This is a genomic window from Gammaproteobacteria bacterium (genome assembly GCA_016765075.1).
Classification (GTDB): domain Bacteria; phylum Pseudomonadota; class Gammaproteobacteria.
Genome location: JAESQP010000147.1, coordinates 1 through 22871, shown reverse-complemented (window position 1 = coordinate 22871; position 22871 = coordinate 1). Strand labels below are relative to the sequence as shown.

Annotated in this window: 18 protein-coding genes and 1 pseudogene; 10 read left to right on the top strand and 9 right to left on the bottom strand. The window is 45.5% G+C overall.

Annotated elements, in window-relative coordinates:
- Positions 1-153 precede the first annotated feature (153 nt).
- The 4 genes and pseudogenes from JKY90_09130 (at position 154) to JKY90_09115 (ending at position 6423) form a co-directional block, all read left to right on the top strand.
- Positions 154-1140 carry a TIGR00341 family protein gene (locus JKY90_09130; protein ID MBL4852418.1) on the top strand — a complete coding sequence of 329 codons (987 nt, stop codon included), beginning with the start codon at positions 154-156 and terminating at the stop codon, positions 1138-1140.
- A 74-nt stretch (positions 1141-1214) separates the two neighbouring features.
- A pseudogene (locus tag JKY90_09125) lies at positions 1215-4556 on the top strand (M20/M25/M40 family metallo-hydrolase).
- Positions 4557-4718: 162 nt separating this feature from the next.
- Complete coding sequence (locus JKY90_09120) at positions 4719-5291, top strand: HNH endonuclease (protein ID MBL4852417.1); 573 nt, start codon at positions 4719-4721, stop codon at positions 5289-5291.
- A gap of 397 nt (positions 5292-5688) precedes the next feature.
- The gene (locus JKY90_09115) at positions 5689-6423 is read left to right on the top strand and encodes a 2,3-bisphosphoglycerate-dependent phosphoglycerate mutase (GenBank protein MBL4852416.1); all 735 of its coding nucleotides are present in this window, start codon (positions 5689-5691) and stop codon (positions 6421-6423) included.
- Between the two features lie 21 nt (positions 6424-6444).
- On the opposite strand, the gene JKY90_09110 is transcribed toward JKY90_09115, so the two are convergent.
- From JKY90_09110 to JKY90_09075, 8 genes are all read right to left on the bottom strand, one after another.
- Positions 6445-7521 (bottom strand): chemotaxis response regulator protein-glutamate methylesterase, encoded by a 1077-nt coding sequence (locus JKY90_09110; protein MBL4852415.1) that lies wholly within the window; start codon positions 7519-7521, stop codon positions 6445-6447.
- 13 nt (positions 7522-7534) lie between these two features.
- Positions 7535-8164: a chemoreceptor glutamine deamidase CheD gene (gene cheD / locus JKY90_09105; protein ID MBL4852414.1), complete on the bottom strand. Its 630-nt coding sequence runs from the start codon at positions 8162-8164 to the stop codon at positions 7535-7537.
- Positions 8165-8193: 29 nt separating this feature from the next.
- The gene (locus JKY90_09100) at positions 8194-9054 is read right to left on the bottom strand and encodes a chemotaxis protein CheR (GenBank protein MBL4852413.1); all 861 of its coding nucleotides are present in this window, start codon (positions 9052-9054) and stop codon (positions 8194-8196) included.
- Positions 9055-9192: 138 nt separating this feature from the next.
- Positions 9193-11430: a PAS domain S-box protein gene (locus tag JKY90_09095; protein ID MBL4852412.1), complete on the bottom strand. Its 2238-nt coding sequence runs from the start codon at positions 11428-11430 to the stop codon at positions 9193-9195.
- 189 nt (positions 11431-11619) lie between these two features.
- The gene (locus JKY90_09090; GenBank protein MBL4852411.1) at positions 11620-12183 is read right to left on the bottom strand and encodes a chemotaxis protein CheW; all 564 of its coding nucleotides are present in this window, start codon (positions 12181-12183) and stop codon (positions 11620-11622) included.
- Positions 12161-14401, bottom strand: a complete 2241-nt coding sequence (locus JKY90_09085; GenBank protein MBL4852410.1) for a chemotaxis protein CheA — start codon at positions 14399-14401, stop codon at positions 12161-12163. Before JKY90_09085 ends, JKY90_09090 begins: the two co-directional genes overlap by 23 nt.
- A gap of 4 nt (positions 14402-14405) precedes the next feature.
- Positions 14406-14768 carry a response regulator gene (locus JKY90_09080; protein MBL4852409.1) on the bottom strand — a complete coding sequence of 121 codons (363 nt, stop codon included), beginning with the start codon at positions 14766-14768 and terminating at the stop codon, positions 14406-14408.
- Between the two features lie 61 nt (positions 14769-14829).
- The gene (locus JKY90_09075; protein ID MBL4852408.1) at positions 14830-15147 is read right to left on the bottom strand and encodes an STAS domain-containing protein; all 318 of its coding nucleotides are present in this window, start codon (positions 15145-15147) and stop codon (positions 14830-14832) included.
- Between the two features lie 462 nt (positions 15148-15609).
- Here JKY90_09075 and JKY90_09070 point away from each other — a divergent pair, with 462 nt between their 5' ends.
- The 6 genes from JKY90_09070 to JKY90_09045 all read left to right on the top strand — a co-directional run bounded on the left by JKY90_09070 (position 15610) and on the right by JKY90_09045 (position 20962).
- A complete protein-coding gene (locus JKY90_09070) occupies positions 15610-16866 on the top strand; it encodes a hypothetical protein (protein ID MBL4852407.1) in 1257 nt (418 codons plus the stop codon).
- 113 nt (positions 16867-16979) lie between these two features.
- Positions 16980-17288 (top strand): STAS domain-containing protein, encoded by a 309-nt coding sequence (locus JKY90_09065; protein MBL4852406.1) that lies wholly within the window; start codon positions 16980-16982, stop codon positions 17286-17288.
- Between the two features lie 49 nt (positions 17289-17337).
- Entirely contained in the window at positions 17338-19029 is a 1692-nt protein-coding gene (locus JKY90_09060) for a SpoIIE family protein phosphatase (protein MBL4852405.1), read from the top strand.
- Positions 19030-19409: 380 nt separating this feature from the next.
- On the top strand, positions 19410-19976 hold the full coding sequence (locus JKY90_09055; protein ID MBL4852404.1) for a PepSY domain-containing protein: 567 nt from the start codon (positions 19410-19412) through the stop codon (positions 19974-19976).
- Between the two features lie 93 nt (positions 19977-20069).
- Positions 20070-20501, top strand: coding sequence for a DUF2784 domain-containing protein (locus JKY90_09050; protein ID MBL4852403.1), 432 nt, complete (start codon positions 20070-20072; stop codon positions 20499-20501).
- A gap of 113 nt (positions 20502-20614) precedes the next feature.
- Positions 20615-20962, top strand: coding sequence for a DUF3024 domain-containing protein (locus JKY90_09045; GenBank protein MBL4852402.1), 348 nt, complete (start codon positions 20615-20617; stop codon positions 20960-20962).
- A gap of 121 nt (positions 20963-21083) precedes the next feature.
- Here the strand turns inward: JKY90_09045 and JKY90_09040 are convergent.
- A partial coding sequence (locus tag JKY90_09040; GenBank protein MBL4852401.1) for a copper-translocating P-type ATPase occupies positions 21084-22871 on the bottom strand: 1788 nt, incomplete at its 5' end.

The following is a 22871-nucleotide window of genomic DNA, read 5'->3' as shown; positions in this document are numbered from 1 at the left end:
TAGACATCTCAGTTGAATCACGCAGGCACTTTGGGTGCCACGTGCCCCCTCAAGGGGGGACAAAACTGAGCCTTGGGATACAAATGGCGGCAAACATATGCCGTAATAAGCAAAAATATTGGCACACTAACGCTAGCCAATGGAGACATTAGAATGAAAATTATCCAGGTTCTCGCTGACAACGCCCATGTCGACACACTACGCAGTATTGCCGAACAGTATAAAGTCGCGGATTTTTGGGTTGGCAATGCACAAGAAGATGGGCGCTCAGTGGCACGTTTTTTAGTCACGCCCAAGAACCGGCAAAGCGTGATCGATACTTTGCAAAGGACCATCTCAACCAGCAAAAATTATCGAATATTCATTCTTCCTGTCGAAGCCTCGATACCTCACCCAGAGACTACCGATGAAGCCGCCTCGGAAAAAGGTAGCGCAACCACCACCCGCGAAGAGCTTTATAATAATGTCTACAAAGGCGCTCAATTAGATAGCAACTATATACTGTTAGTTTTTTTATCCACCATCGTTGCCGCGATAGGCTTACTTGAAAATAACGTCGCTGTGGTCATTGGCGCTATGGTGATTGCGCCACTGCTTGGCCCCAATATCGCACTGGCATTGGGCACTGCCATTGGCGATACCAAGCTCATGTCAAAGGCATTGATTTGTTCGCTTGCAGGCCTGAGCATGGTCTTGGCGCTGTCATATGTTATTGGCTTGATCTGGACAGGCTCGATTGACAGTAACGAACTTATGGCGCGCACTTACGTTGGCTTTAGCGGCGCAGCGCTTGCCTTGGCATCGGGCGCGGCAGCCGTTTTATCTCTCACTACTGGCTTGCCCAGTGTGTTAGTTGGTGTCATGGTCGCCGTCGCACTACTACCACCTGCCGCGACCATCGGTATTATGGCTGCCAACCAAGAGTATCAACTTGCCTATGGCGCAGGGTTACTGCTTTCAGTTAATATCGTCTGCGTTAATCTTTCCGCAAAAATTGTTTTACTGGTACGTGGCATCAAACCCCGAACATGGCTTGAAAAAAACAAAGCTAAACAATCGGTCGTACTCTACATTGTCATCTGGGCCGTCTCTTTGTTGGCGCTCATGCTATTGATATACTTGCCAACACTTAGCGATTAACGAACCATTTCAGCGGCCCAGGAAAGGGTTTTTTAACCACTATCCTGCCGAACACAAATACCTTTACTATTTTTATGATGCCACTACGCCTACGTTCATTTTTATTACTGTTATTGCTATTTAGCCATTGTGCTAATGCCACCATCCATCATCAACTCAAGGTCGTGATTGATCCTGCGCAGTCGCATATTAGCGTTATTGACACCCTGAGTTTTACCGATGAGTTTGCTCACAATAACGATTCAGTCGAGTTTTTATTGCATCGTGATCTGATACTTGAACAGCATGATGCTATTGAAAAACTAACGCAACAAAACATATCCTCGCATCTTAGTCTTTATCGTTTAACAGAAATACCGGATAGCAAGCGTATTACGCTGCGCTATGCAGGCGTCATCAATCACGATTTACAGCAACCCAACTTCGATGGTGCACGCAGCTTCAGTTCTACTGAAGGTATTATCGATGAAAATGGTGTTTTTCTTGATGGCGGTTCTGCCTGGTATCCAACTATTGCCAATAGCTTGGTTAGCTTTGAACTTGAAATCAGCATACCATCGCCTTGGCTTGCAGTCAGTGCAGGAGCAAAGACAGAGCATGACCCCCTTGGCGACATGAACAACGTTTGCTGGGTCGAACGGTCACCACAAGATGATATTTATCTTGTGGCTGCACCGTTTAAACTCTACAGCCAACAAGCCGATAATATCGAAGTACAGGTTTATTTACGCGAGGATGATCCATCATTAGCGCAACAATATCTCGATATTGGCGCTCAGTATCTAGCGATGTATGAAAAACTTCTTGGCAAATACCCTTATCAAAAATTTGCCGCAATAGAAAATTTTTGGGAAACCGGCTTTGGCATGCCCTCATTCACTTTGCTTGGCCCGCGTGTTATGCGCTTTCCCTTTATATTACATAGCTCATACCCACATGAGATTTTGCATAACTGGTGGGGTAATAGTGTCTTTGTCGACCACCAAAATGGTAATTGGGCTGAAGGACTTACCGCGTACCTTGCTGATCATTTAATTGCCGAACAACGCGGCAATGCTGTCCTGTACCGTCGCAATAGCCTGCAAAAATATAGCGACTACGTGAGTTCCGGCCGCGACTTCCCCTTAAATCAATTTCGCTCACGGCATGATTCTGCATCTGAAGCAGTAGGCTATGGCAAGTCATTGATGTTATTTCATATGCTCAGAATAAAACTGGGTGATGAAACGTTTAGCCAAGGCCTGCGCCAACTCTATAAACAATACCGCTTTAAAAAAGCCAGCTTTAGCGATCTCGCCAAAGTCTTTAGCGAAGTTTCAAAAAAAGACCTCAGCACCTTTTTCACACAATGGCTTGATCGCAGTGGCGCGCCGAGTTTACGCCTGAGCAAGGTCAAACATATTCAGCTACCCGATACGAGCGAAAAATTAATCATAGAAATAGAACAAACACAGAGCGATGCACTTTACGATCTCACTGTACCCGTCATTGCACAATTTTCTGATGGACATTCTGAAAAATTTTTACTTTCTCTAAACAAACGCCGCAACAGCATTGCCATCAATGCCCCTGCAACCCTTCTTAGCGTCATGGTTGACCCCGAGTTTGATGTATTTCGCCGGCTAGATGCTCGCGAAATTCCGTCCGCCTTGTCACAAGGGTTTGGTGCAAGCGAAGCCTTGGCTGTGCTACCCGGGTCAGCAAATGATGAAACCATCGATGCCTATCGCCAACTTATTTCAAGCTGGCAACAAGGTCAGCGTGTTCAATTGACGCTCATACTGGATACAGAACTTGAACATTTGCCCGACGATAAAGCGGTCTGGCTACTCGGTTGGAACAACCACTTTCGGCATGTGATATCAGACCAGATCACGGCTCACAAAAGTGTTATTGATAATGACCAACTTGTCATTGGCAGCAATATCTATTCACGTGACACACATTCGGTTGTTGTCACTAGTCGCCACCCGCAGAACCCTGCTCAGACTATTCTCTGGCTTGCTAGCGAGAATCTCGCTGCCCTGCCCGGCATAGCACGCAAATTGCCACACTATGGAAAATACAGCTATCTCGCCTTTACTGGCAATGAACCCGAAAATGTTAGTAAGGGGCAATGGCCAGTGCTTCATTCGCCTTTACTTAAAATCTTAAGTGATAAGACAATAGCGCCCTTAAAATCTGTACCACGCCCTGCGTTAGCCGAGCTAGCACCAGTATTTTCCGAGCAGCGCATGATGGACGATATTAACTACCTTGCAGGCAAGAAACTTGCGGGGCGAGGGCTTGGCAGCGACGAACTTGATGTGGCCGCTGACTATATTGCCAATGTGTTTCAACAAGCCGGCCTGCAAACCTATGACGATGATTATTTTCAACAATGGCGTGCCGATATTGCCAAACTCGGTACTGATATTACACTTAAAAACGTCATTGGAATTTTGCCTGGAACTAACCCTTTATATATAGGCCAAAGTGTTGTCGTTGGCGCCCACTACGATCATCTCGGTCGTGGTTGGCCAGATGTGCGCGAAGGCAATAAAGGGAAAATACACCCCGGCGCCGATGACAATGCCAGCGGCGTTGCCGTGATGTTAGAGCTGGCTCGTGTTTTAGGTAAAGCATGGCAGCCAGAACGTACAGTCATATTTGTTGCCTTTACTGGTGAAGAAGCGGGTCTACTAGGCTCTGATTATTACGTTACTAATAATGTTCGCTATCCAGTAAAGCAAGCGATAGCCATATTGAACCTCGATGCGGTGGGTCGTTTAGGTGATAACATTATCAGTATTTTTGGCGCTGACTCGGCGAGCGAATGGGTGCATATCTTTCGTGGCGTTGGCTTTGTCACCGGCATTAAAACCAAACTCAACAAGCGACCTTTTGGCGCCAGTGATCATGTTAACTTTCATGAAATTGGCGTACCTGGCGTACAATTTTTCAGTGGCATTCATCTTGACTACCACCGCCCCAGTGACACTGTAGATAAGATAGATAGTGCAGGCCTTGTTAAAGTCGCCAGTGTAGTACGAGAAACATTGGAATATTTAGCAAAGCGCCCTGCACCGCTAACAACGCAACTTGGTGAAATGAAGCTGCCTGATGGCAGCTAAACAACACGACAGAGCCTGCCACCGACGGGATCGGTGAGTAAGAAAGCCAGCATCGGCACAGTTCCTGACTGTGATTACGCTGGCACAGGTGTGCGTTTAAGCAATGTTATCACTGGCTCGCTGCTGCCAGAGCAGGACTCATTGCGGGTGATATTTTACAAGTCATCAACCACGAGGTGGTTAATGATCTCAGAGACTATGCAGCATATTTTACGCACGACTGACGTTAGCGATATCTTGCTTATCGAATACTTGCGAGATAGTGTAAACGCCAAAACTCATGTCACTGCGAAGCGACGCTGAACATAGCTTGCGACATCTCTATAGCATTACTTGCTGCCTCTGCCAACAAGCAGGTAAATCATCATACTGATTAACTTGAGCTTTGCCTTGAATTTTACGGGGCATAAGGGCTAGTATGATCAGGTACCCAAAGGAAACGTAGCGAATACGGGGAACATAAACATGCACCCGCTGATTCTGAGGTTGGATCGTTCTGGTAAGGCAATGGGCTGGGTTAACTGGCAGGATGCCGTGACGCTCTATTCTAAGGAGATGATCGCCTGGACCTTAGGCGAAAATCACTTTCGCATTCATGGCGGCACTAATCGCATTTCCGGTAAACGCTCCTGGATCGAGATCGATTCTATTATCGCCACCCATGGCCTCGCCAATAGCAACAAATTCACTGTCGTCCCACCCTTAACCAATCGCGAACTGTTTCGCCGCGACCAACACATGTGTATGTACTGCGTAGACACCTTCTCCGATGGCCGTTTAACGCGTGATCATGTGGTGCCTATTTCACGCGGTGGCACTGACACCTGGACTAACGTGATTACTGCCTGTGTTAAATGTAATCAACGCAAAGGCTGTCGCACACCTGAGCAGGCACATATGAAGTTGCATGCAATACCGTACGCACCCAATTTTGCAGAATGGCTGGTATTGCGTAATCGACGCATTCTTAGCGACCAAATGGATTTCCTGAAAAGCCAATTCAGCAAGAAGCAAAGGATAAAACCTCGCCTCAATTAAAAAATCCCCGCCCCCGAATACACGGTGGCGGGGCCAAGTAAGGACGAACACATGCCAGGAGAGGAATAATCGGCATTTCAACTACCCTCTAAATCATCAATAGCCTCTACAGCGATATGTCTGACTTAGCGAGTTACTGGTATCTATGTTATCGAACTGCCACTGAATACTAGCTGAAGGGTATACCTCATATATGTGCTTGCCAGCGCAAGATCCGAGCCTGATGACACAGGCATGCTGGTGCATAATAGATACGCCCTGAAAATAATAGAAACCAACGACACAGTAGTAAGCCTCCCCGCGCCATTTATTTTCAGCAACCGGTATCGTCTCGAAACCAAACTAGATCATTAATTAATTTTTGCAATATATACCTATATTGTGATATAGTTTAACTATGATTAAATTGACCAAGACTAAACCCGAACAGGCAGCAGTACTCTTCATACGCCACGCCCAAAGCCAATGGAATCTCGAAAACCGCTTCTCTGGCTGGGCCGATATCGCACTTTCCGAGCGTGGCACAACTGAAGGGCAACAAGCCGCCCAACTCATTGCCAGCCATAATATCAATTTTGACCAAGCATACAGTTCCATGCTAACCCGCGCTAAAATGACTCTGGACATCATTCTGAAAGAGATTAACCAGCAACCCCCTGTTGACATCGATTGGCGTATCAACGAACGTCATTACGGTGCCCTGCAAGGTATGAACAAAACTGAAACCTTGGGAAAATACGGTGAGGAACAGTATTTTCGCTGGCGCCGTGGCTATACCGATCATCCTCCCGTTTTAACAGATGATGACCCACGCCACCCTCGTTTTGACTCGCTGTTTGATTCCTTACCAAGGAACGTATTGCCTAATACGGAAAGCTTGGCAGAGACTGAAAAACGGGTTATCGAATTCTGGTTAGAAAAAGCTCTACCGCAAATACGCGATGGAAAAAACATTTTGATCTCAGCGCATGGCAATACCTTACGTGCTCTGTTCAAATATTTGAATAATCTATCTGTTGATGAAGTCGAAAAACTTGAAGTGCCCACGGGCAAACCCATTCTTTATCATTTCGATAACAATGGTGGAATAATTGGCTCAGGCTATTTGACAAGAAAAGCCGCAGCGTGCTAATAACTAGTATAGTGTCCTATATTATTTAACAAGAGTAATAATTTTTCCGGCAACCTTGTCCAGCGGCAAAACAGTATCAATTGCACCAAGCTTTACCGCTGATCCGGGCATACCCCAGACAATACTTGTCTTCTCGTCTTGTGCGATAGTTGCAACACCAAGGTCGTGCATTTTCTTTAAGCCTTGCGCGCCATCATGACCCATGCCTGTCAATATAACGCCCACGGCATTGTTTCCAACATTGTCTGCAATAGAACCGAACATAACATCAACCGAGGGTTTATGCCGATTCACTGGCGGGCTGTCATCCAGCTTGCAGATAAACCGAGTGCCATTGCGCTCAACTTTTAAATGTTGATCACCGGGCGCAACATAAGCATGCCCATTGAGTATTTGCTGACCGTCCTGCGCTTCGCAAACCACTAACGCCGACACGTCATTCATGCGTGCTGCAAAGGACGCACTAAACAAAGGGGGAATATGCTGAGAAATCACCACACCTGGCGAATCGTGCGGTAGCTGCATAAGTACTTCCTTGATCGCTTCAGTGCCGCCAGTTGAGGCGCCTATCGCAATCAACTTGTCGGTGGTTTTGAAATGTGTCGCGCTTGCCGCCAAGGTGGCACTATTATTGGCCGCACGGGGCACTCTTCTCGCCTGATCTGCTTTACGTAACAAGGCTTCTTTGGAAACGCTGGCAGCCATTTTGACTTTGGCGATAATTTCTTCAGAAAACACTTCGAGCAAGCGCGTCACATCCCCACCTGGCTTGGTGACAAAATCGATAACTCCAAGCTCCAAGGCCCGCATTGTCACATCTGCACCCTTGGTGGTGAGTGATGACACCATAATGGTGGGGATGGGGTGTAAGCGCATGAGATTTTGCAGAAAAGTAATACCGTCCATACGTGGCATCTCAACATCAAGTGTTATCACATCAGGCTCAAGCAACTTGATTTTTTCACGTGCGATATAAGGATCATTTGCCGTAGCGACAACCTCAATGCCAGGGTCATCGGACAAAATTTTGCTTAATAACTGCCGTATCAACGCCGAGTCATCGACGATAAGTACGCGTATAGGTGCTTTGCTATTCATCCTTTTCTGTCCCCTAAAAGAGATCAACCTCCCCCTCAACCTTGCTTAATGACAACCCGTCTCGGTAGCGAGTCTCGCGCGCTTCAATTGTATTGTTATGTATCGCCTTTAATTTCTTCATGGCAACCTTGCCAGAAATAGGGTTATAAACAACTTTACGCGGATGAATTCCACCTGTGTCTTCGGCAACAATTTTTAAACCCTCAATACTGATGTAATCACGCACAAACTTAATGTTTTGTAAGCCAATATTGGTCATTTGGGCAAGAACCTTACCGCCACCAAATACCTTTATTTCGAATCTGGCCTTACTGCCACCAAAACGCAGGATGGAATTAATCAAATGCTCCATGGCAAAATTTCCATAACGTGCTGCCGCACTAAGATCTGCACCAATAGAAAGCTTTTTGTTATTGGTCGCTGGCAGCATAAAATGATTCATACCGCCTATTCCCTTGGCAGGATCACGAATACACACCGCGATACATGACCCTAACACCGTTGATATCAACTCACTGGTATGGGTAACATAAAGCTCACCAGGGTGTATTTTTGCTGCATATTTACCTCGGGTTTTATCCCAATAACGATGAATATGCTCAAAACCAGGCAAAGCAGGGGGGCACTCTGATGTCTGTGTCACCGAAAAGCGCGCGCATGCTGTTGCGGCACTCACGCAGAAAACCTGTATATTGTTTTTCCTAAAAGTTGAAACTGATCGCTAACATTACTCAGTGACTCAGAATGCCCCATGAACAGATGCGCCTCTGGTGCCACTAACTGGGCAAACCGTTCCAAAAGAACTCTTTGTGTCTCTTTGTTAAAATAGATCACTACGTTTCGACAAAAAATAATATCTATCGGGCCGCTCATAGGCCACTCATCCATCAAGTTAAGTTTTTTATAGGTAATGAGTTGACGTAACTCTGGCCTGACCTGAACATAACCTTGATGACTACCACTGCCTTTTAAAAAAAATCGTCGCTGGCGGCGATCGGAAATATCTTTAACACGGTCAATTGAATAGACGCCCTTTTCAGCTGTTGCGAGCACATTGGTATCCAGATCCGTTGCAAGAATTTTGACATCCCAGCCACTGTTTCTGGCAATGACCTCATTAACAACCATAGCAATGCTATAGGGTTCTTCCCCGGTTGAGGCGGCACAACACCAGATGCGGATCTTTCGTTCAGCGGCTTTCTTTTTCATTAACTCAGGCAGTAATGTCTCGGCAAGATACTCAAAATGATGATTCTCGCGAAAAAATGATGTTAGATTAGTCGTGATCGCATTGGTAAATTGAATAAGTTCATCATCAGCACCGTCACTACCGATAAGTGCCAAATAATCACTGAAACGCTGAATATTTAATTCGCGTAAACGTCTGACTAAACGCGAATAAACCATATCGCGTTTGGCCTCAGACAAAGAGATACCCGTATTTTTTTTGACTAAATGGCGGACACTTTGGAAGTCTGCATCAGTAAACTCAAACACGGATGATGAACTACGGTCCACCACATTTTCCACAATAACTTCTCCAACACACTACGTTTTATCTTTATAAAATAGAAAACTAAAGCTCATTATTTCAGCGAACAATTATGAAATTAAACTCTAGCTCGTATATCTTATTCAGTTTCTGCTGCGAAACTTTGGGAGAAAAACAAGTTAGAATTCGTCCCACTCACCATCCCCTTCATTGGTAACGGTAGAAGGTGCGCGCTTCCTCGCTGGAGCGCGCGCAGCAACACTCTGAACAACACGACGTTGTGGTGCGACGCGCCTTGCTGGCTGTGATGTATTAACAACCTCATCACCTGTATTGAAAAAACCAATCAATTCATCAAGACCATTGGCTTGATCATTAACCGACTCGCTGGCTGCCGCAGCTTCTTCAACCAACGCTGCATTCTGCTGTGTCACTTCATCCATTTGCGCTACAGCGATATTGATTTGATCGATGCCTGATGATTGCTCTTTACTGGCGGCAGCAATCTCGGCAATGATGTCTCCGACTTTTTTCACTGCGATCACAATCTCTTCTAGCGTAGCACCAGATTTGTTGACCAGTTTTGACCCTTCATCTACTTTTTCAACGCTGTCATTAATCAATGTCTTAATTTCTTTCGCCGCACTGGCGCTACGTTGTGCGAGATTGCGCACTTCTGATGCGACGACTGCAAAACCGCGACCCTGCTCACCTGCGCGCGCCGCCTCCACTGCAGCATTCAAAGCCAGTAAATTAGTCTGAAAAGCGATTTCATCAATAACACCGATAATGTCAGCAATTTTCTTGCTGGCCGAGTTAATTTCATTCATCGCACTGACGGCATCACTGACTACACTGCCACCTTTTTCAGCTTGCTCACGCGCACCCACTGCAAGCTGATCAGCCTGCACGGCATTATCGGCGTTTTGTTTGACAGTAGAAGTAAGCTCTTCCATGCTGGATGCGGTCTCTTGTAAAGAAGTCGCTTGTTGCTCAGTACGCTGACTGAGATCCTGATTACCCTGAGCAATCTCATTCGCGGCAGAACTAATACTATTAGACGATTCACGTATCTTGACTACAACATCTAACAAATTACCCATTGTCGAATTCACCGAATCCCTTAAGCCAGCAAACTCGCCTCGAAATTCGCCGTCCATGGATTGTGCGACATCACCTGCCGCCAGAGCCTTCATGACACGACCGACCTCTTTAACAGGTTCTACCACAGAGTCCATTAAAACATTGATTCCCTCTCCCAAGTCGCGTACAAATCCTTCGTATTGCTCTGTGTTTATCCGTTGATCAAGCTCACCTTTGACAGCGCCATTGACTAAATTTTGAATTTGATTGAGAGCATGTTTTTGTTCTGTAATATCGGTGGCGTATTTCACCACTTTGAAGGCTTTACCATTAAGGTCAGTTATCGGGTTATAGGAAGCCTGAATCCAAACCTCTTTACCACCCTTGCCAATACGCTTGTATTCACCCGTATCGTATTCACCACGATTAAGTTTTTCCCAAAAGGCTTTATATTCAGAGCTATTAGCATAGCTCGCCTCGGCAAACATACTGTGATGCTTACCTTCGATTTCGGAAAATGTATAACCCAAGGTATTAAGGAAGTTATCATTGGCAGCCAGAATAGTGCCATTCATATTGAATTCAATAACCGCCTGCGATTTACTAATGGCTTCGATCTGACCACCGAAATTGGCGCTTTTTAATTTGACATCAGTCACGTCGGTGGCGTATTTCACCACTTTGAAGGGTTTACCATTAAGGTCTGCTATCGGGTTATAGGAGGCCTGTATCCAGACTTCCTTGCCATCCTTGCCGACGCGTTTGTATTCACCCGTATCGTATTCACCACGATTGAGTTTTTCCCAAAAGGCTTTGTACTCAGCGCTATTGGCATAGCCCGCCTCGGCAAACATACTGTGATGCTTACCTTCGATTTCCATAAGTGTATAACCCAAGGTATTAAGGAAGTTATCATTGGCAGTCAGAATAGTGCCATCCATATTGAATTCAATAACCGCCTGCGATTTATTAATAGCTTCAATCTTGCCCTGGTAGTCTGCATTGAGTTTGGCTAATGCACTCTTTTCGGTGATGTCTGCCCATTCCAGGGTGCTGCCTACATACTCACCATGGGTGTCTTGTATGGCAGTCACATGAAGATGAAACTTCAATGGCCCAACATCAATGTCCGAATCAAATGGAAGGTTTGATGAGTCATTAAAAATACCACGTTGGTCTGTCGAATTTTTAAGCAATATGTCGATACAGCTACCGACCAAACGATCCGTAGGGAAATCAGGATAGAGTTGCTTTAATCCCACTGTATGACGAGCAAGAAGTTTTTTCGCTGCATTATTAACATAGGTGACGATCAGGTCTCTATCAATGGTCATCAGTGCGCTCTGCGCGCCATCTACCATTGTTTGTAATCGACTTATCTGCTCTTCACTAGCAAGCAAACCTGAATCATCAAGATCAATATTAAGTTCTTTTCTGCTGGCAACCATTGCACCTTCCTCCATATCCTTATACACCGCTAACATTGTTGCGGACACTGTTTTTAAAACTTTGGCAACCCCTAATTAAGTAGAATTCAGCTCTGGGGAGCCTTTAATCAAGTCTGGGCGAGCTGAATTGTGAATCGACTCATAAACACTGCTTGTTAATAAATGATCAATATCCAATACAATCACCATCTTCTCACCAATCGTCGCCAGACCTTTGACATAGTCGATAGCGGCAACACTGCCAAAATCAGGTGGTGGCTTCATCTCTTCTTCCGTCACATTGTAAACATCTGACACGGCATCAACGATAATGCCCATAACACGCTCACCAGATTCACAAATAATATTTAAAACGATAACAACAGTTAGCTTCCCATAATCTGTTTTTTCCAGGCCAAATCGCTGGCGCAAATCAATAATTGGAACAATTGTTCCACGAAGATTAATCACCCCTTTAATAAATTCCGGAGTATTGGGTATGGGCGTCACAGAACCCCACCCTTTGATCTCTTGAACCCGTAAAATATCTACGCCATACTCTTCGTCTGCAAGAATAAAGGTCAAATACTGATCCATATCAGCATTGATATCCACCCCCACTACTGGGTAGCTTTCGTCAATGGACTGTATTGCACTCATTCGCAGTCTCCTTATTCATTTGCATCATCACAGTCTCATTTTCTTGCAGATATGAATCTGTTTCTGGTCGCATAATTTTTTCGTCGCGACTTCTACGGGAACGTATCAAAGCAGGATCAATTGATTTGGAATAGACGATCAAACCGCCAACATCGAGGATCATTGCCACAGTGCCATTACCTAGAATCGTTGCCCCTGAAAGGCCATCGACACGCTTAAAGTTTGTCTCTAAACTCTTAATGACGACTTGCTGTTGTGCCAGAAGGTCATCAACAACCAAACCTGCTTTTTGACCACCCCCTTCTACAACCACCATCAAACCACCATCCAGATCAGCAGTACGAGTAGGAATATCGAAACTATCACTGAGACGAATAATCGGGATATATTCATCTCGCAATAAATAAACCTGAGCTTGCCCAGCAACTGTTTTAATTTGATCTCTCCTTATCTGTAAGGACTCGATAATTGATGTTAACGGAACAACATAAGTTTGTTCGCCAACACTGACTAACTGGCCATCCAGTATTGCCAATGTCAATGGCAAACGAATTAGTATGGTGGTGCCACCACCTGATTCAGATTGTATTTCAACATTGCCGCCCAAGTCTCTGATGTTACGACGCACTACGTCCATACCAACACCACGGCCAGAGACATCACTTACCACGTCGGCAGTGGAGAATCCCGGTTGAAAAATCAGGTCATAGACCTTCTCATCAGGCACTGACTCATCGCCTTGAATCAATCCACGCTGACGCGCCTTGGCAAGAATTTTCTCCCTATCCAGACCTTTACCATCATCGCGGATCTCTATCACAATATTGCCACCCTGATGGTAGGCATTCAGTGAAACGGTTCCGGTTTCTGGTTTACCAGCCGCAATACGCTCTTGCGGTGTTTCGATACCATGGTCGATTGAATTACGAACTAAATGAACCAGTGGATCACCAATTTTTTCCATAATGGTTTTATCAAGCTCTGTCTGCTCACCAGCAATCACTAGTTCGATGTGTTTATCCATCTTGCTGGATAAATCATGGATCATGCGAGGGAAACGACTAAAAACAAAACTGATTGGTAGCATACGAACACGCATAATACTTTCTTGTAATTCGCGCGTATTACGCTCGAGCTGCCCCAAACCGACACGTAAACGTTCCAAACAATCTGTATCACCTTGAGCATGGTCTTCAGCTTCCAGCTCGGCACCCACCTGGCCAAGCATAGATTGGGTGATTATCAATTCACCAACCAGATTAATAATATCGTCAACCTTGTCGATGTTGACACGAATCGAGGCACTTTCAGAACCAGTTTGCTTAGCGGCCCTGCGATCACTGCTCTGCCTACGATCACCAGACTGACGTCGGTCTCCTTCTGTGCGACGCTCTACTTCCGCCGTGTCTTTAACCGCTGCTGATGTTAGCTCTGGCTCTGCAGTCACGGCAGGCTCAATAGTCGCCTCAAGCGCAACAATTTCTAAATCACAATCGTCTTCGACCCACTCAAAAACATCTTCTATTTGCTCGCGGCTAGCGTCGCCTTTGACCGTAAGCTGCCAGGCAATATAACTGTCTTCCGGGTGAAACTCGTCATGGCTCGGTAAGCCTGAAATATCAGCCTCAACTGATAGCTCGCCCAACTCTTCTAACACACGAAACATTCTGGCTGGGTCATTACCTGTCGTCAACATTCCGATATGAGGAACGAAATGGATAGACCACCCACTTACCTGTTTCACCTCAGCTTTTGTAGACAAGACAGTATCTTGCTCAACATTTTGCCCAGTATTTTGTACGGAGTCTTGAGCCGGTTGCGCCCCCTCATCAGAATTTAAAATTGCCTCTAGTTGCTGCTGTATCTCAGTAACTGCTGCTGTATCTACCTCAGCATCGTCACTTGCTGCTGCAAGCATTTCACGTACGCAGTCAACTGACCGTAGCAAACAATCTACTGCGTGCTGCGTTACGTCACGTGAGCCCTCACGCATTTTATCTAATAAGGTCTCAAGTACATGAGTAAAGGAGGCAATTTCGCTAAAGCCAAATGTGCCACTACCTCCTTTTATCGAGTGTGCGGCACGAAATATAGTATTAACAATCTCCGTATCAGCAGCACCAACCTCAAGGCCGAGCAAGCTGGCCTCCATAATATCCAAACCTTCAAAGCTTTCATCAAAGAAGGTCTGGTGAAACTGCTTCATATCAATAGACATCGCGCTACCCTAAAACTTTTTTTACCGTAGCCAGTAGCTGATCGGGATTAAAGGGCTTCACTATCCACCCTGTCGCGCCCGCCGCTTTGCCCGCCTGTTTTTTCTCAGCCGATGACTCAGTAGTCAGAGTTAAAATAGGCGTAAATTTATACGCAGACAGTGAACGTAATTCTTTAGTCAGTGTAATACCATCCATATTGGGCATATTAATATCAGTAATCACCAGCGAGAAACGAGCGGACTTGGCTTTAGTCAAGGCTTCCTGGCCATCCTTTGCTTCAGTTACATCATAGCCAGCGCCCTTAAGAGTGAATGTCACCATTTGACGCATCGATGCCGAATCATCGACTGCTAATATACTTGCCATGCTTCGTCTCCAAACCTAAATATGTGAATCCAGATTCTCATAATTGTCTGCCGAAACATTCTTATTTTTCTCCATCATTATTGTTCTCTACAGACGAACACGACTCATAAGCATGAAGATGGTTTTTCAGGCCTAAAATTCTCAGGGTATCGGCAACGGCGTCTGAATAACGCCATTCGAAATCACGACTCTGTTCTTGCGCATCACGATTAAATAAGCAAATCAATTGCGCAATAGTCGTATCGATGCGTTGAGTTTTTGATAAATCGACGATAGTGGCTTTTCCAGTGAGAAAAGCATCGTGGAGTGTTTGACTGAAGTCTTGAGCATTCGCTATGCCAAGCTCTTCGTCACATAAGACTGTATTAGGTTCTTCCATAACCACTATCCTAAATCCATTACGAAAAAGATAGCGGCTCAATCTAATTAGACTTTAACTAAAAAACAACCTCTCCAATAAATTTTTTATTGTTATTTTTATCTGCAAGAGCGAGGGGCTTTATTATATACATTTTTTTCTATTTCCAGACCCAGAGTCAAATGAAATAAATATGAATTGTCCTACAATACGGCGCATCAAACAAATCATTACACCAAGTAACTGTCATGGCTATCATCATAATGATTTACCTTAAAAATACTATTCCCTTAGTAAATTTTACACTCATCAATCACTCAAGTTACATGACAATTTGCCGATAGCCAACCTTAGATTAAGGTCAGGTTTGCTGCTCAACAAAGGGGCTCACCCGGATGGGTTCGGCCATAGCCAAGCAATCACTCTTCCGTTGGAAATGGAGATAAGAGACCAAGCGATCTCTGGGTTGATAAGGATATTAAAATGAGACCAAATTATTCAGCACCCTCTACATCTTTGCTGATATTTCTATGTTATCTACCAGCCACTCTTTGTAGTGTATTTTCCGCCTGGTTGATCCTTTTCTCACAAAACCACAGTCTTTCTCTCGATGTTACCGCTGCCACTGCACTTGCCTGGGCGCTGACAGCTGTATATTTCAATGTTCGCCAGCCACCTCGAAAGAACAAGAAAAATCAAAAAATCACCAGCGATAATACTCATCCAAATCATAATCGTCAGCAACAACTGCATAATCAGCTATCACTGGCCATGCATGACGAGATGCACAATATTAGTAGCGATGTAGAGCGATATCGCAACGTGGTATCTAATGCAATTGGTGGTTTAGCTGAAAGCTTTCAGGGTATTAGCCAGCAGTCACAAGCAGAAAAAGAGGTGCTGGTTGGTTTGTTGAAAGATATGGCAGGCACTAATACAGGGGATGACGCTAGCGATGAAGCAACAATAGAAAAATTTATCAGTGACACAGAAGTCACCCTACACTACTTCGTCGATACGATTATCGACACCAGCAAGGAAAGTATGCGGCTGGTATACCAACTTGATGATATGTACACACAAATCAGTCAGGTTATGACATTACTTAGCGACATAAAGAGCATCGCTGCCCAAACCAATTTATTGGCCCTAAATGCCAGCATTGAAGCAGCTCGCGCAGGCGAGTTTGGCAGAGGATTTGCTGTTGTCGCTGAAGAAGTTCGCGCACTGTCCCATCGGTCAGATCAATTCAGTAATGAAATTAACTGTGTCGTGTCAGGCGCCATGCAAGGCATTCAAAATGCGCGCGGTGTAGTTAGTGACATTGCATCAAAAGATATGAAAATTATGCTCAACTCCAAGAAAAAAATATCCGCCACTATGGAAGGAATTAATGATTTCCACGATAACGCAACATCAAAGCTATCTGTAGTTGAAGAAATGGTAGAAGAAATAGATAACAAGGTCGCTTTGGCAATAACTTCATTGCAATTCGAGGATATTGTTACCCAACTAGGCGGCCATATCGAAAAGCGTTTGAGCGTACTAGATGATGCTCTAGGCACTATGGAAAAAGCAAACAGACACGAGCACATTACCAATACTGATTCTTTAGCAGCTGAACAAGCCCTCGAACGTTTGCAGGAAGACGTACTCAATAGCATCAACAGACTTAAAGAGCTAGAAACCACACCAGTAAAACAAGAGGATATGACGACAGGCGAAATTGATCTATTTTGATCTCAACCTTGACATGCTATGCCAGCAGTACATCTGGTCAAGCTGTCACAAACATAAGATTTTTGATAAATAATTCATCCTGTATCAACAATAGAAAATTAAGGAGACACCCCATGAGCATGGACATTGATATACGAGATAACTCAAGCGAAGTATACATTCGGGTTACTGGACATTTTGATTTTGATTCCCATGAGGACTTTCACGAAGCCCTGACAGCAGCCAACAGCAATAATTACTCTAAATACACAGTTGACCTGGGATCAGTCAAAGATCTAGATAGCTCTGCACTGGGTATGTTGCTGTTATTACGAGAATCAGCTGGTGGGGAAAGTGCTGATATCAGTATTGTTAATTGCCGATCTGAAATTAGAGAAATACTTAAAATTGCTAATTTTCAACAAATGTTTCACATTCATTAATTAACCCCTTAGCTTAGAGAAGCTCACACCCCACCCATGGATGACCTTAATGCGAATTCTTATTGTTGAAGACACCATCTACAAACGTAGAATCCTGGAATCAATCCTTCTGGAAGACAAGCATGAAGTCATTCTCGCTGGTGATGGGGTTGAGGCTGTCGCAATATTTAAAGCCGAACAACCTGACATGATATTGATGGATGTAGTATTGCCAGAAATGGATGGCTATGTCGCCACTTCACAAATAAAGGCTCTATGCGGAGACCGCTTTGTACCTATCATTTTCATCACCACATTAACTGGCAGCGATGTGTTGGGAAAATGCATCGAGTGTGGCGGTGATGACATACTTTCCGGCCCCTACGATCACTATGCTTTGCTTGCAAAAATCGCAGCAATGGCACGCATTCAAAAACTACACGAAAAACTGAATGACCAAACCACACAACTGCAAAAACATAAAAATCGTGCCCAACGCGAACTTAGTATTGCCGAACATGTTTTTTCCACTATTCTTGATCGTGGCGACCTCAAGCACACCAGCATTAACTATTATTTGTCGCCCATGTCACTGTTTAGTGGTGATATTTTACTCTGTGCACACACCCCTTCTGGTGGCATGCATATCATGTTAGGTGACTTTACGGGTCATGGCCTGTCCGCAGCGATTGGTGCCATGCCAACCTCGGATATTTTTTACACCATGACAGCTAGCGGCTTCTCTATTGGTGATATAGCTGCCGAAATGAATCGACGACTATTCAATATTCTCCCCACGGGTATGTTTTGCGCCGCAAGTATTGTCGAATTAGATTTTGAACGCACCACTGCCAGCATTTGGAACGGTGGCATGCCAGATATACTGATTACAGGTAAAAATGGCAATATCGAACACCATATAGTGTCCAGCCACCAAGCATTGGGGGTTCGACCAGAAGATAAATTTGAACGCAAGACAGAGATCATTCCTGTCAACAAATTCAACAAAATTTATATCTACTCTGATGGGCTAATCGAGGCAAAAAATCACCGTGGCCGAAAATTCGGTATGAAAAACTTGCACTCACAGTTTCCTCAAGCCGCCTTAAGCGACCCACCACTCAGCAATCTGCTAAACAACCTAGAAACTTATACCGCTGGCTGCGATCAGTCTGATGATATTTCAATCGCTGAGATAAGTACCGCTATCAACGATACATGGCGTGCAGATCAAGACTCAAAAAGTCAAAACAGAATGGCACCATCAACCTGGAATTTGTCATTGCGACTTAATGCCGACACGCTCAAAACTGTTAACCCAGTTCCTCTTTTGCTTAATTTGATCATGGGGGTGCAGGCGCCACAAGGTCATCGCGAACGCATCTTTACAATTTTAAGTGAACTGTTTTCTAACTCACTTGATCACGGCCTGCTCGGCGTTGATTCAGCCATGAAATCCAATGCGACAGGCTTTGCCGAATATTACCGTTTACGCGAGAAGCGTCTTGCCAAATTGGAAGACGGACAGATAGACATTAAGCTCAATCACCAGCCCAACAGCAACCAAACATCTGGCAAACTTATTATTAAGGTCAATGATAGCGGACCGGGCTTCAATCATAACGCCGTATTCAATATCCTAAAATCAAACCAAGGCTATTCCGGACGTGGCATTGCTCTAGTGAAGTCTCTTTGTAAATCAGTGAACTATCGTAGCAATGGCAACCAAGTTGAAGCAACATACGAGTGGAACCGAAAATAGCGCTTCGACGTTCACCTGCTTGTTACACGAATGAATTTTTTTGACAAGATACTCTGCATTAATACATATTAATGAGAGGGGTACAATAGCAGCTGTGTATGTGGTTTTAAGCGATTAAGCTCTTTGAAAAAAGCTAGAATATTCAGAATCTTAGGTATTCTATAGCTATAAGTTTGCTGGGTGTACAATAGCCATTCGGTAATACATAGCGGCTCTGTATCGCCGGGGACAAACAAAACCAACGCAAAGATAATTTACTGAAAATAAGAGAAAATCTATCAATGGAACGTAGAATACAAAAAAGGTTAAACAGCAATGAAGTGATACACGGCCACCATAGATAAACTGTTAGGCATAGATAAAGAAACAAGGTAACTAAAATGGGAATACTCAATCGTTCTACACTAATGAAAGCGCACGCGCTATTAGCGGCCTTTATCTTGCCAGTGGCAATTATGTTTTTTGTTACTGGTGCTCTTTATACATGGGGCATAAAAGGCGATTATGATACAACTATTCATGAACTACACCTTAAAAAACCTATCCAAGGCGAGCTTAGAGAGCTTATTGAATTAGCAAAAAACGAGTTGAAAAGACAAGATATAGAAACACCATCAGGTCAAGCTAAAATCAAAAGAATTGGCTCTTCTTTCAAGCTAGAGTGGACGGGTTCAAATATGGATATTATTATTGAGCCAACATCACAACCATTAATTGCTAAATTGGAAATAAAAAACACCAACTGGCACCGACAGTTTGTGCAACTACATAAAGCAAAAGGCGGCACCCCATTTAAGGTATATGCCGCTGCATTTGCCACCGCCTTGCTGTTATTACTTATTACCGGATTTATTATGGCATGGCAAATGCCAAAGTTACGAAAACTAACATTAGCTTCTGCATTATTGGGTATAGCCGTATTTGTTGTAATGGTCATATCCAGTTAAACTTAGTCGCCAAATGCCTAATAAGGCGCCGCACTCGGAAAAATTACTCGCTACGCTCCTAATTTTTCGGTGAGCAAGGCGTTAGGTGTCCAAGTGAATTCCTCACCTCTCCTTCTACTGATCGCCGATGCAGTTTTACTGCTACATGTACTATTTATCGTTTTTGTCGTGGCTGGCCTCGCTCTAATATTTATTGGTAGTGCGCTTGCTTGGTCCTGGGTTAGAAACCCCTGGTTTCGTATAGCGCATCTCAGCGCCATTGGTATAGTCGTGGTTCAGTCGTGGCTCGGGGCCATATGTCCGCTTACAACTTTGGAAATGGCACTACGTTTGCGGGCTGGGGGCACTGTGTATTCTGGTTCTTTCATAGCACATTGGCTTGATACTATTCTTTATTATCAAGCGCCTGCATGGGTCTTTGTGGTTTGCTATACGGCTTTTGGTGCAGTCGTAGTAGCTAGCTGGTTTTGGGTTCGCCCGCGCCGATTAACTGCATTCAAGTCATGGCGCCACCTAAATAAGTAAATGAAGCCATTCACTGCGACTCAACTAACGCCGCGCACCTTATTTAGGCGTTATACATCACTAAGTGAAGTTATGTTAATAAAACCAAAATCAAATCGTTCAACCCTAAAAATATGGCAATAAGTGAATTTGAAATCAAGCGGTGTGAGAAATTAGTGGGTTCTTATGTAGAACAGCACAGGCCACCTTCGCATATAAGGGATAAGGTAGACCTGAGCTATCGAGTCAAAAATCAAAGTGTCGAAATATTCGAGATACGCCCACGGTGGAATGAGCCACAGCAAAAAATAGAAGAAATGATTGCAAAAACCACCTACGTTAAAAAGAGTGGCCTATGGAAGGTATATTGGCAACGTGCAGATATGAAATGGCATCGCTACGATCCAATGCCAGAGGTTGGTTCATTAGAGGAGTTTCTAGCGTTGGTGGCGGAAGACAAGCACTGTTGTTTCTATGGTTAAACTGTCTTTTATACGATCTAAGGAAGCTCTGAATTAATTAGACCTTATTGACAGTGTAAACTGCCCACCCGGGTCAAGTATTTTTATATCTTATTCAACCCTTCTCGTTGTTGCTATAGCTCTACAATTTTACGTTGCGTAACCTGAGGGCATTGGCAATCACCGACACCGAGCTGAAGCTCATAGCCGCAGCGGCGATAATGGGTGATAACAGCAGCCCGAAAAAGGGATACAACACGCCCGCGGCAATTGGCACACCGGCGGCGTTATAGATGAAGGCAAAAAACAGATTCTGGCGGATATTGCGCATGGTGGCATGGCTGAGACGACGCGCTCGCACAATGCCGCGCAAATCGCCCTTGACCAGGGTGACACCGGCGCTCTCCATGGCGACATCGGTGCCAGTACCCATAGCAACGCCGACGTGAGCCTGGGCCAGGGCCGGGGCATCGTTGATGCCGTCTCCGGCCATGGCGACGATATGCCCTTCGGCCTGGAGTTGTTTCACCACCTCGGCCTTTTGCTCTGGCAACACCTCGGCCTGCACCTGGTCGATATCCAGTTTCGCCGCCACCGCTTCGGCAGTCTTGCGACTGTCACCAGTGAGCATAACCACGCGAATGCCTTCGCGGTGCAGGTCTCGAATCGCCTCGGGGGTGGTGGCCTTAATGGGGTCGGCGACACCGATCAGGCCGGCGGCTTTACCATCAACCGCTAGCAACATCACAGTCTGGCCTTCTGCGCGCCCAGCATCAGCCTGTTGCGGCAGATCCCCGACATCAATGCCAAGATCGTGCAATAATTTGATGTTACCCAAGGCAATTTGGCGGCCATCTACTTCACCAGTAACGCCTTTGCCGGTCACAGATTGGAAATTATCCGCCGTCGCCAGTGCAACACCGCGCGCCTCGGCGCCCTGCACAATGGCCTCGGCCAATGGATGCTCGCTGCCGCGTTCCAGGCTGGCGGCCAGGCGCAGGTTCTCATTCTCTTGAAAACCCTCGCGCGCAACAACCGAGACCAGCTTCGGCTTGCCTTCGGTAAGCGTGCCGGTTTTATCCACCACCAGGGTATCAACCTTGCGCAAGACCTCCAACGCCTCGGCATTTTTGAACAAGACACCCATCATCGCGCCTTTGCCGGTGCCGACCATGATGGACATGGGCGTGGCCAGACCGAGGGCGCAGGGGCAGGCGATAATCAATACCGCCACAGCGTTGATTACGGCGTAGGCAATAGCGGGTTCCGGCCCCCATAAACTCCAGACGATGAAGGTAACAACCGCAATCACCACTACTGCGGGAACAAAATAACCGGACACAACATCTACCAGCCTCTGGATAGGCGCGCGCGAACGCTGCGCCTCAGCCACCATGTTGACGATCTGCGCCAACAGAGTGTCAGCCCCAACTTTTTCGGCTCGCATCATCAGGCTGCCGGTACCGTTGACCGTGGCACCAATCAACCGTTCTCCGGCCATTTTTTCGACTGGCATCGGCTCACCCGTTACCATGGATTCGTCAACATTGCTGTCACCATCAATGACAGTGCCGTCTACCGGGATTTTTTCACCTGGACGCACCCGCAGCGTATCACCGACCTGCACATGTTCCATGGGGATGTCTTCTTCAGCGCCATCATCACGAACGATACGCGCAGTCTTGGGCGCCAGCCCTAACAATAGTTTGATTGCCGCGTTGGTCTGGCTGCGCGCACGCAGTTCCAGCATTTGCCCGAGCAATATCAGTGTAGTAATCACCGCCGCCGCCTCGAAATAGACCGGCACCACGCCCACCTTATTAAACACTTCGGGCGGGAAAATAGCGGGGAAAACGGTGGCGATAACACTGTAGACAAAGGCCACCGAGACACCGAGCCCGATAAGGGTGAACATATTCAGATTACGCGT

Excerpts from the sequence above, each read along its gene's own strand:
- JKY90_09065 (MBL4852406.1), top strand. The coding sequence starts at position 16,980 with ATGAGCATGGACATTGATATACGAGATAACTCAAGCGAAGTATACATT.
- JKY90_09045 (MBL4852402.1), top strand. The coding sequence starts at position 20,615 with ATGGCAATAAGTGAATTTGAAATCAAGCGGTGTGAGAAATTAGTGGGT.
- JKY90_09095 (MBL4852412.1), bottom strand. The coding sequence starts at position 11,430 with ATGACCATTGATAGAGACCTGATCGTCACCTATGTTAATAATGCAGCG.
- JKY90_09060 (MBL4852405.1), top strand. The coding sequence starts at position 17,338 with ATGCGAATTCTTATTGTTGAAGACACCATCTACAAACGTAGAATCCTG.
- JKY90_09080 (MBL4852409.1), bottom strand. The coding sequence starts at position 14,768 with ATGGCAAGTATATTAGCAGTCGATGATTCGGCATCGATGCGTCAAATG.
- JKY90_09130 (MBL4852418.1), top strand. The coding sequence starts at position 154 with ATGAAAATTATCCAGGTTCTCGCTGACAACGCCCATGTCGACACACTA.
- JKY90_09085 (MBL4852410.1), bottom strand. The coding sequence starts at position 14,401 with ATGTCTATTGATATGAAGCAGTTTCACCAGACCTTCTTTGATGAAAGC.
- JKY90_09115 (MBL4852416.1), top strand. The coding sequence starts at position 5,689 with ATGATTAAATTGACCAAGACTAAACCCGAACAGGCAGCAGTACTCTTC.
- JKY90_09120 (MBL4852417.1), top strand. The coding sequence starts at position 4,719 with ATGCACCCGCTGATTCTGAGGTTGGATCGTTCTGGTAAGGCAATGGGC.
- JKY90_09090 (MBL4852411.1), bottom strand. The coding sequence starts at position 12,183 with ATGAGTGCAATACAGTCCATTGACGAAAGCTACCCAGTAGTGGGGGTG.
- JKY90_09070 (MBL4852407.1), top strand. The coding sequence starts at position 15,610 with ATGAGACCAAATTATTCAGCACCCTCTACATCTTTGCTGATATTTCTA.
- JKY90_09055 (MBL4852404.1), top strand. The coding sequence starts at position 19,410 with ATGGGAATACTCAATCGTTCTACACTAATGAAAGCGCACGCGCTATTA.
- JKY90_09075 (MBL4852408.1), bottom strand. The coding sequence starts at position 15,147 with ATGGAAGAACCTAATACAGTCTTATGTGACGAAGAGCTTGGCATAGCG.
- JKY90_09110 (MBL4852415.1), bottom strand. The coding sequence starts at position 7,521 with ATGAATAGCAAAGCACCTATACGCGTACTTATCGTCGATGACTCGGCG.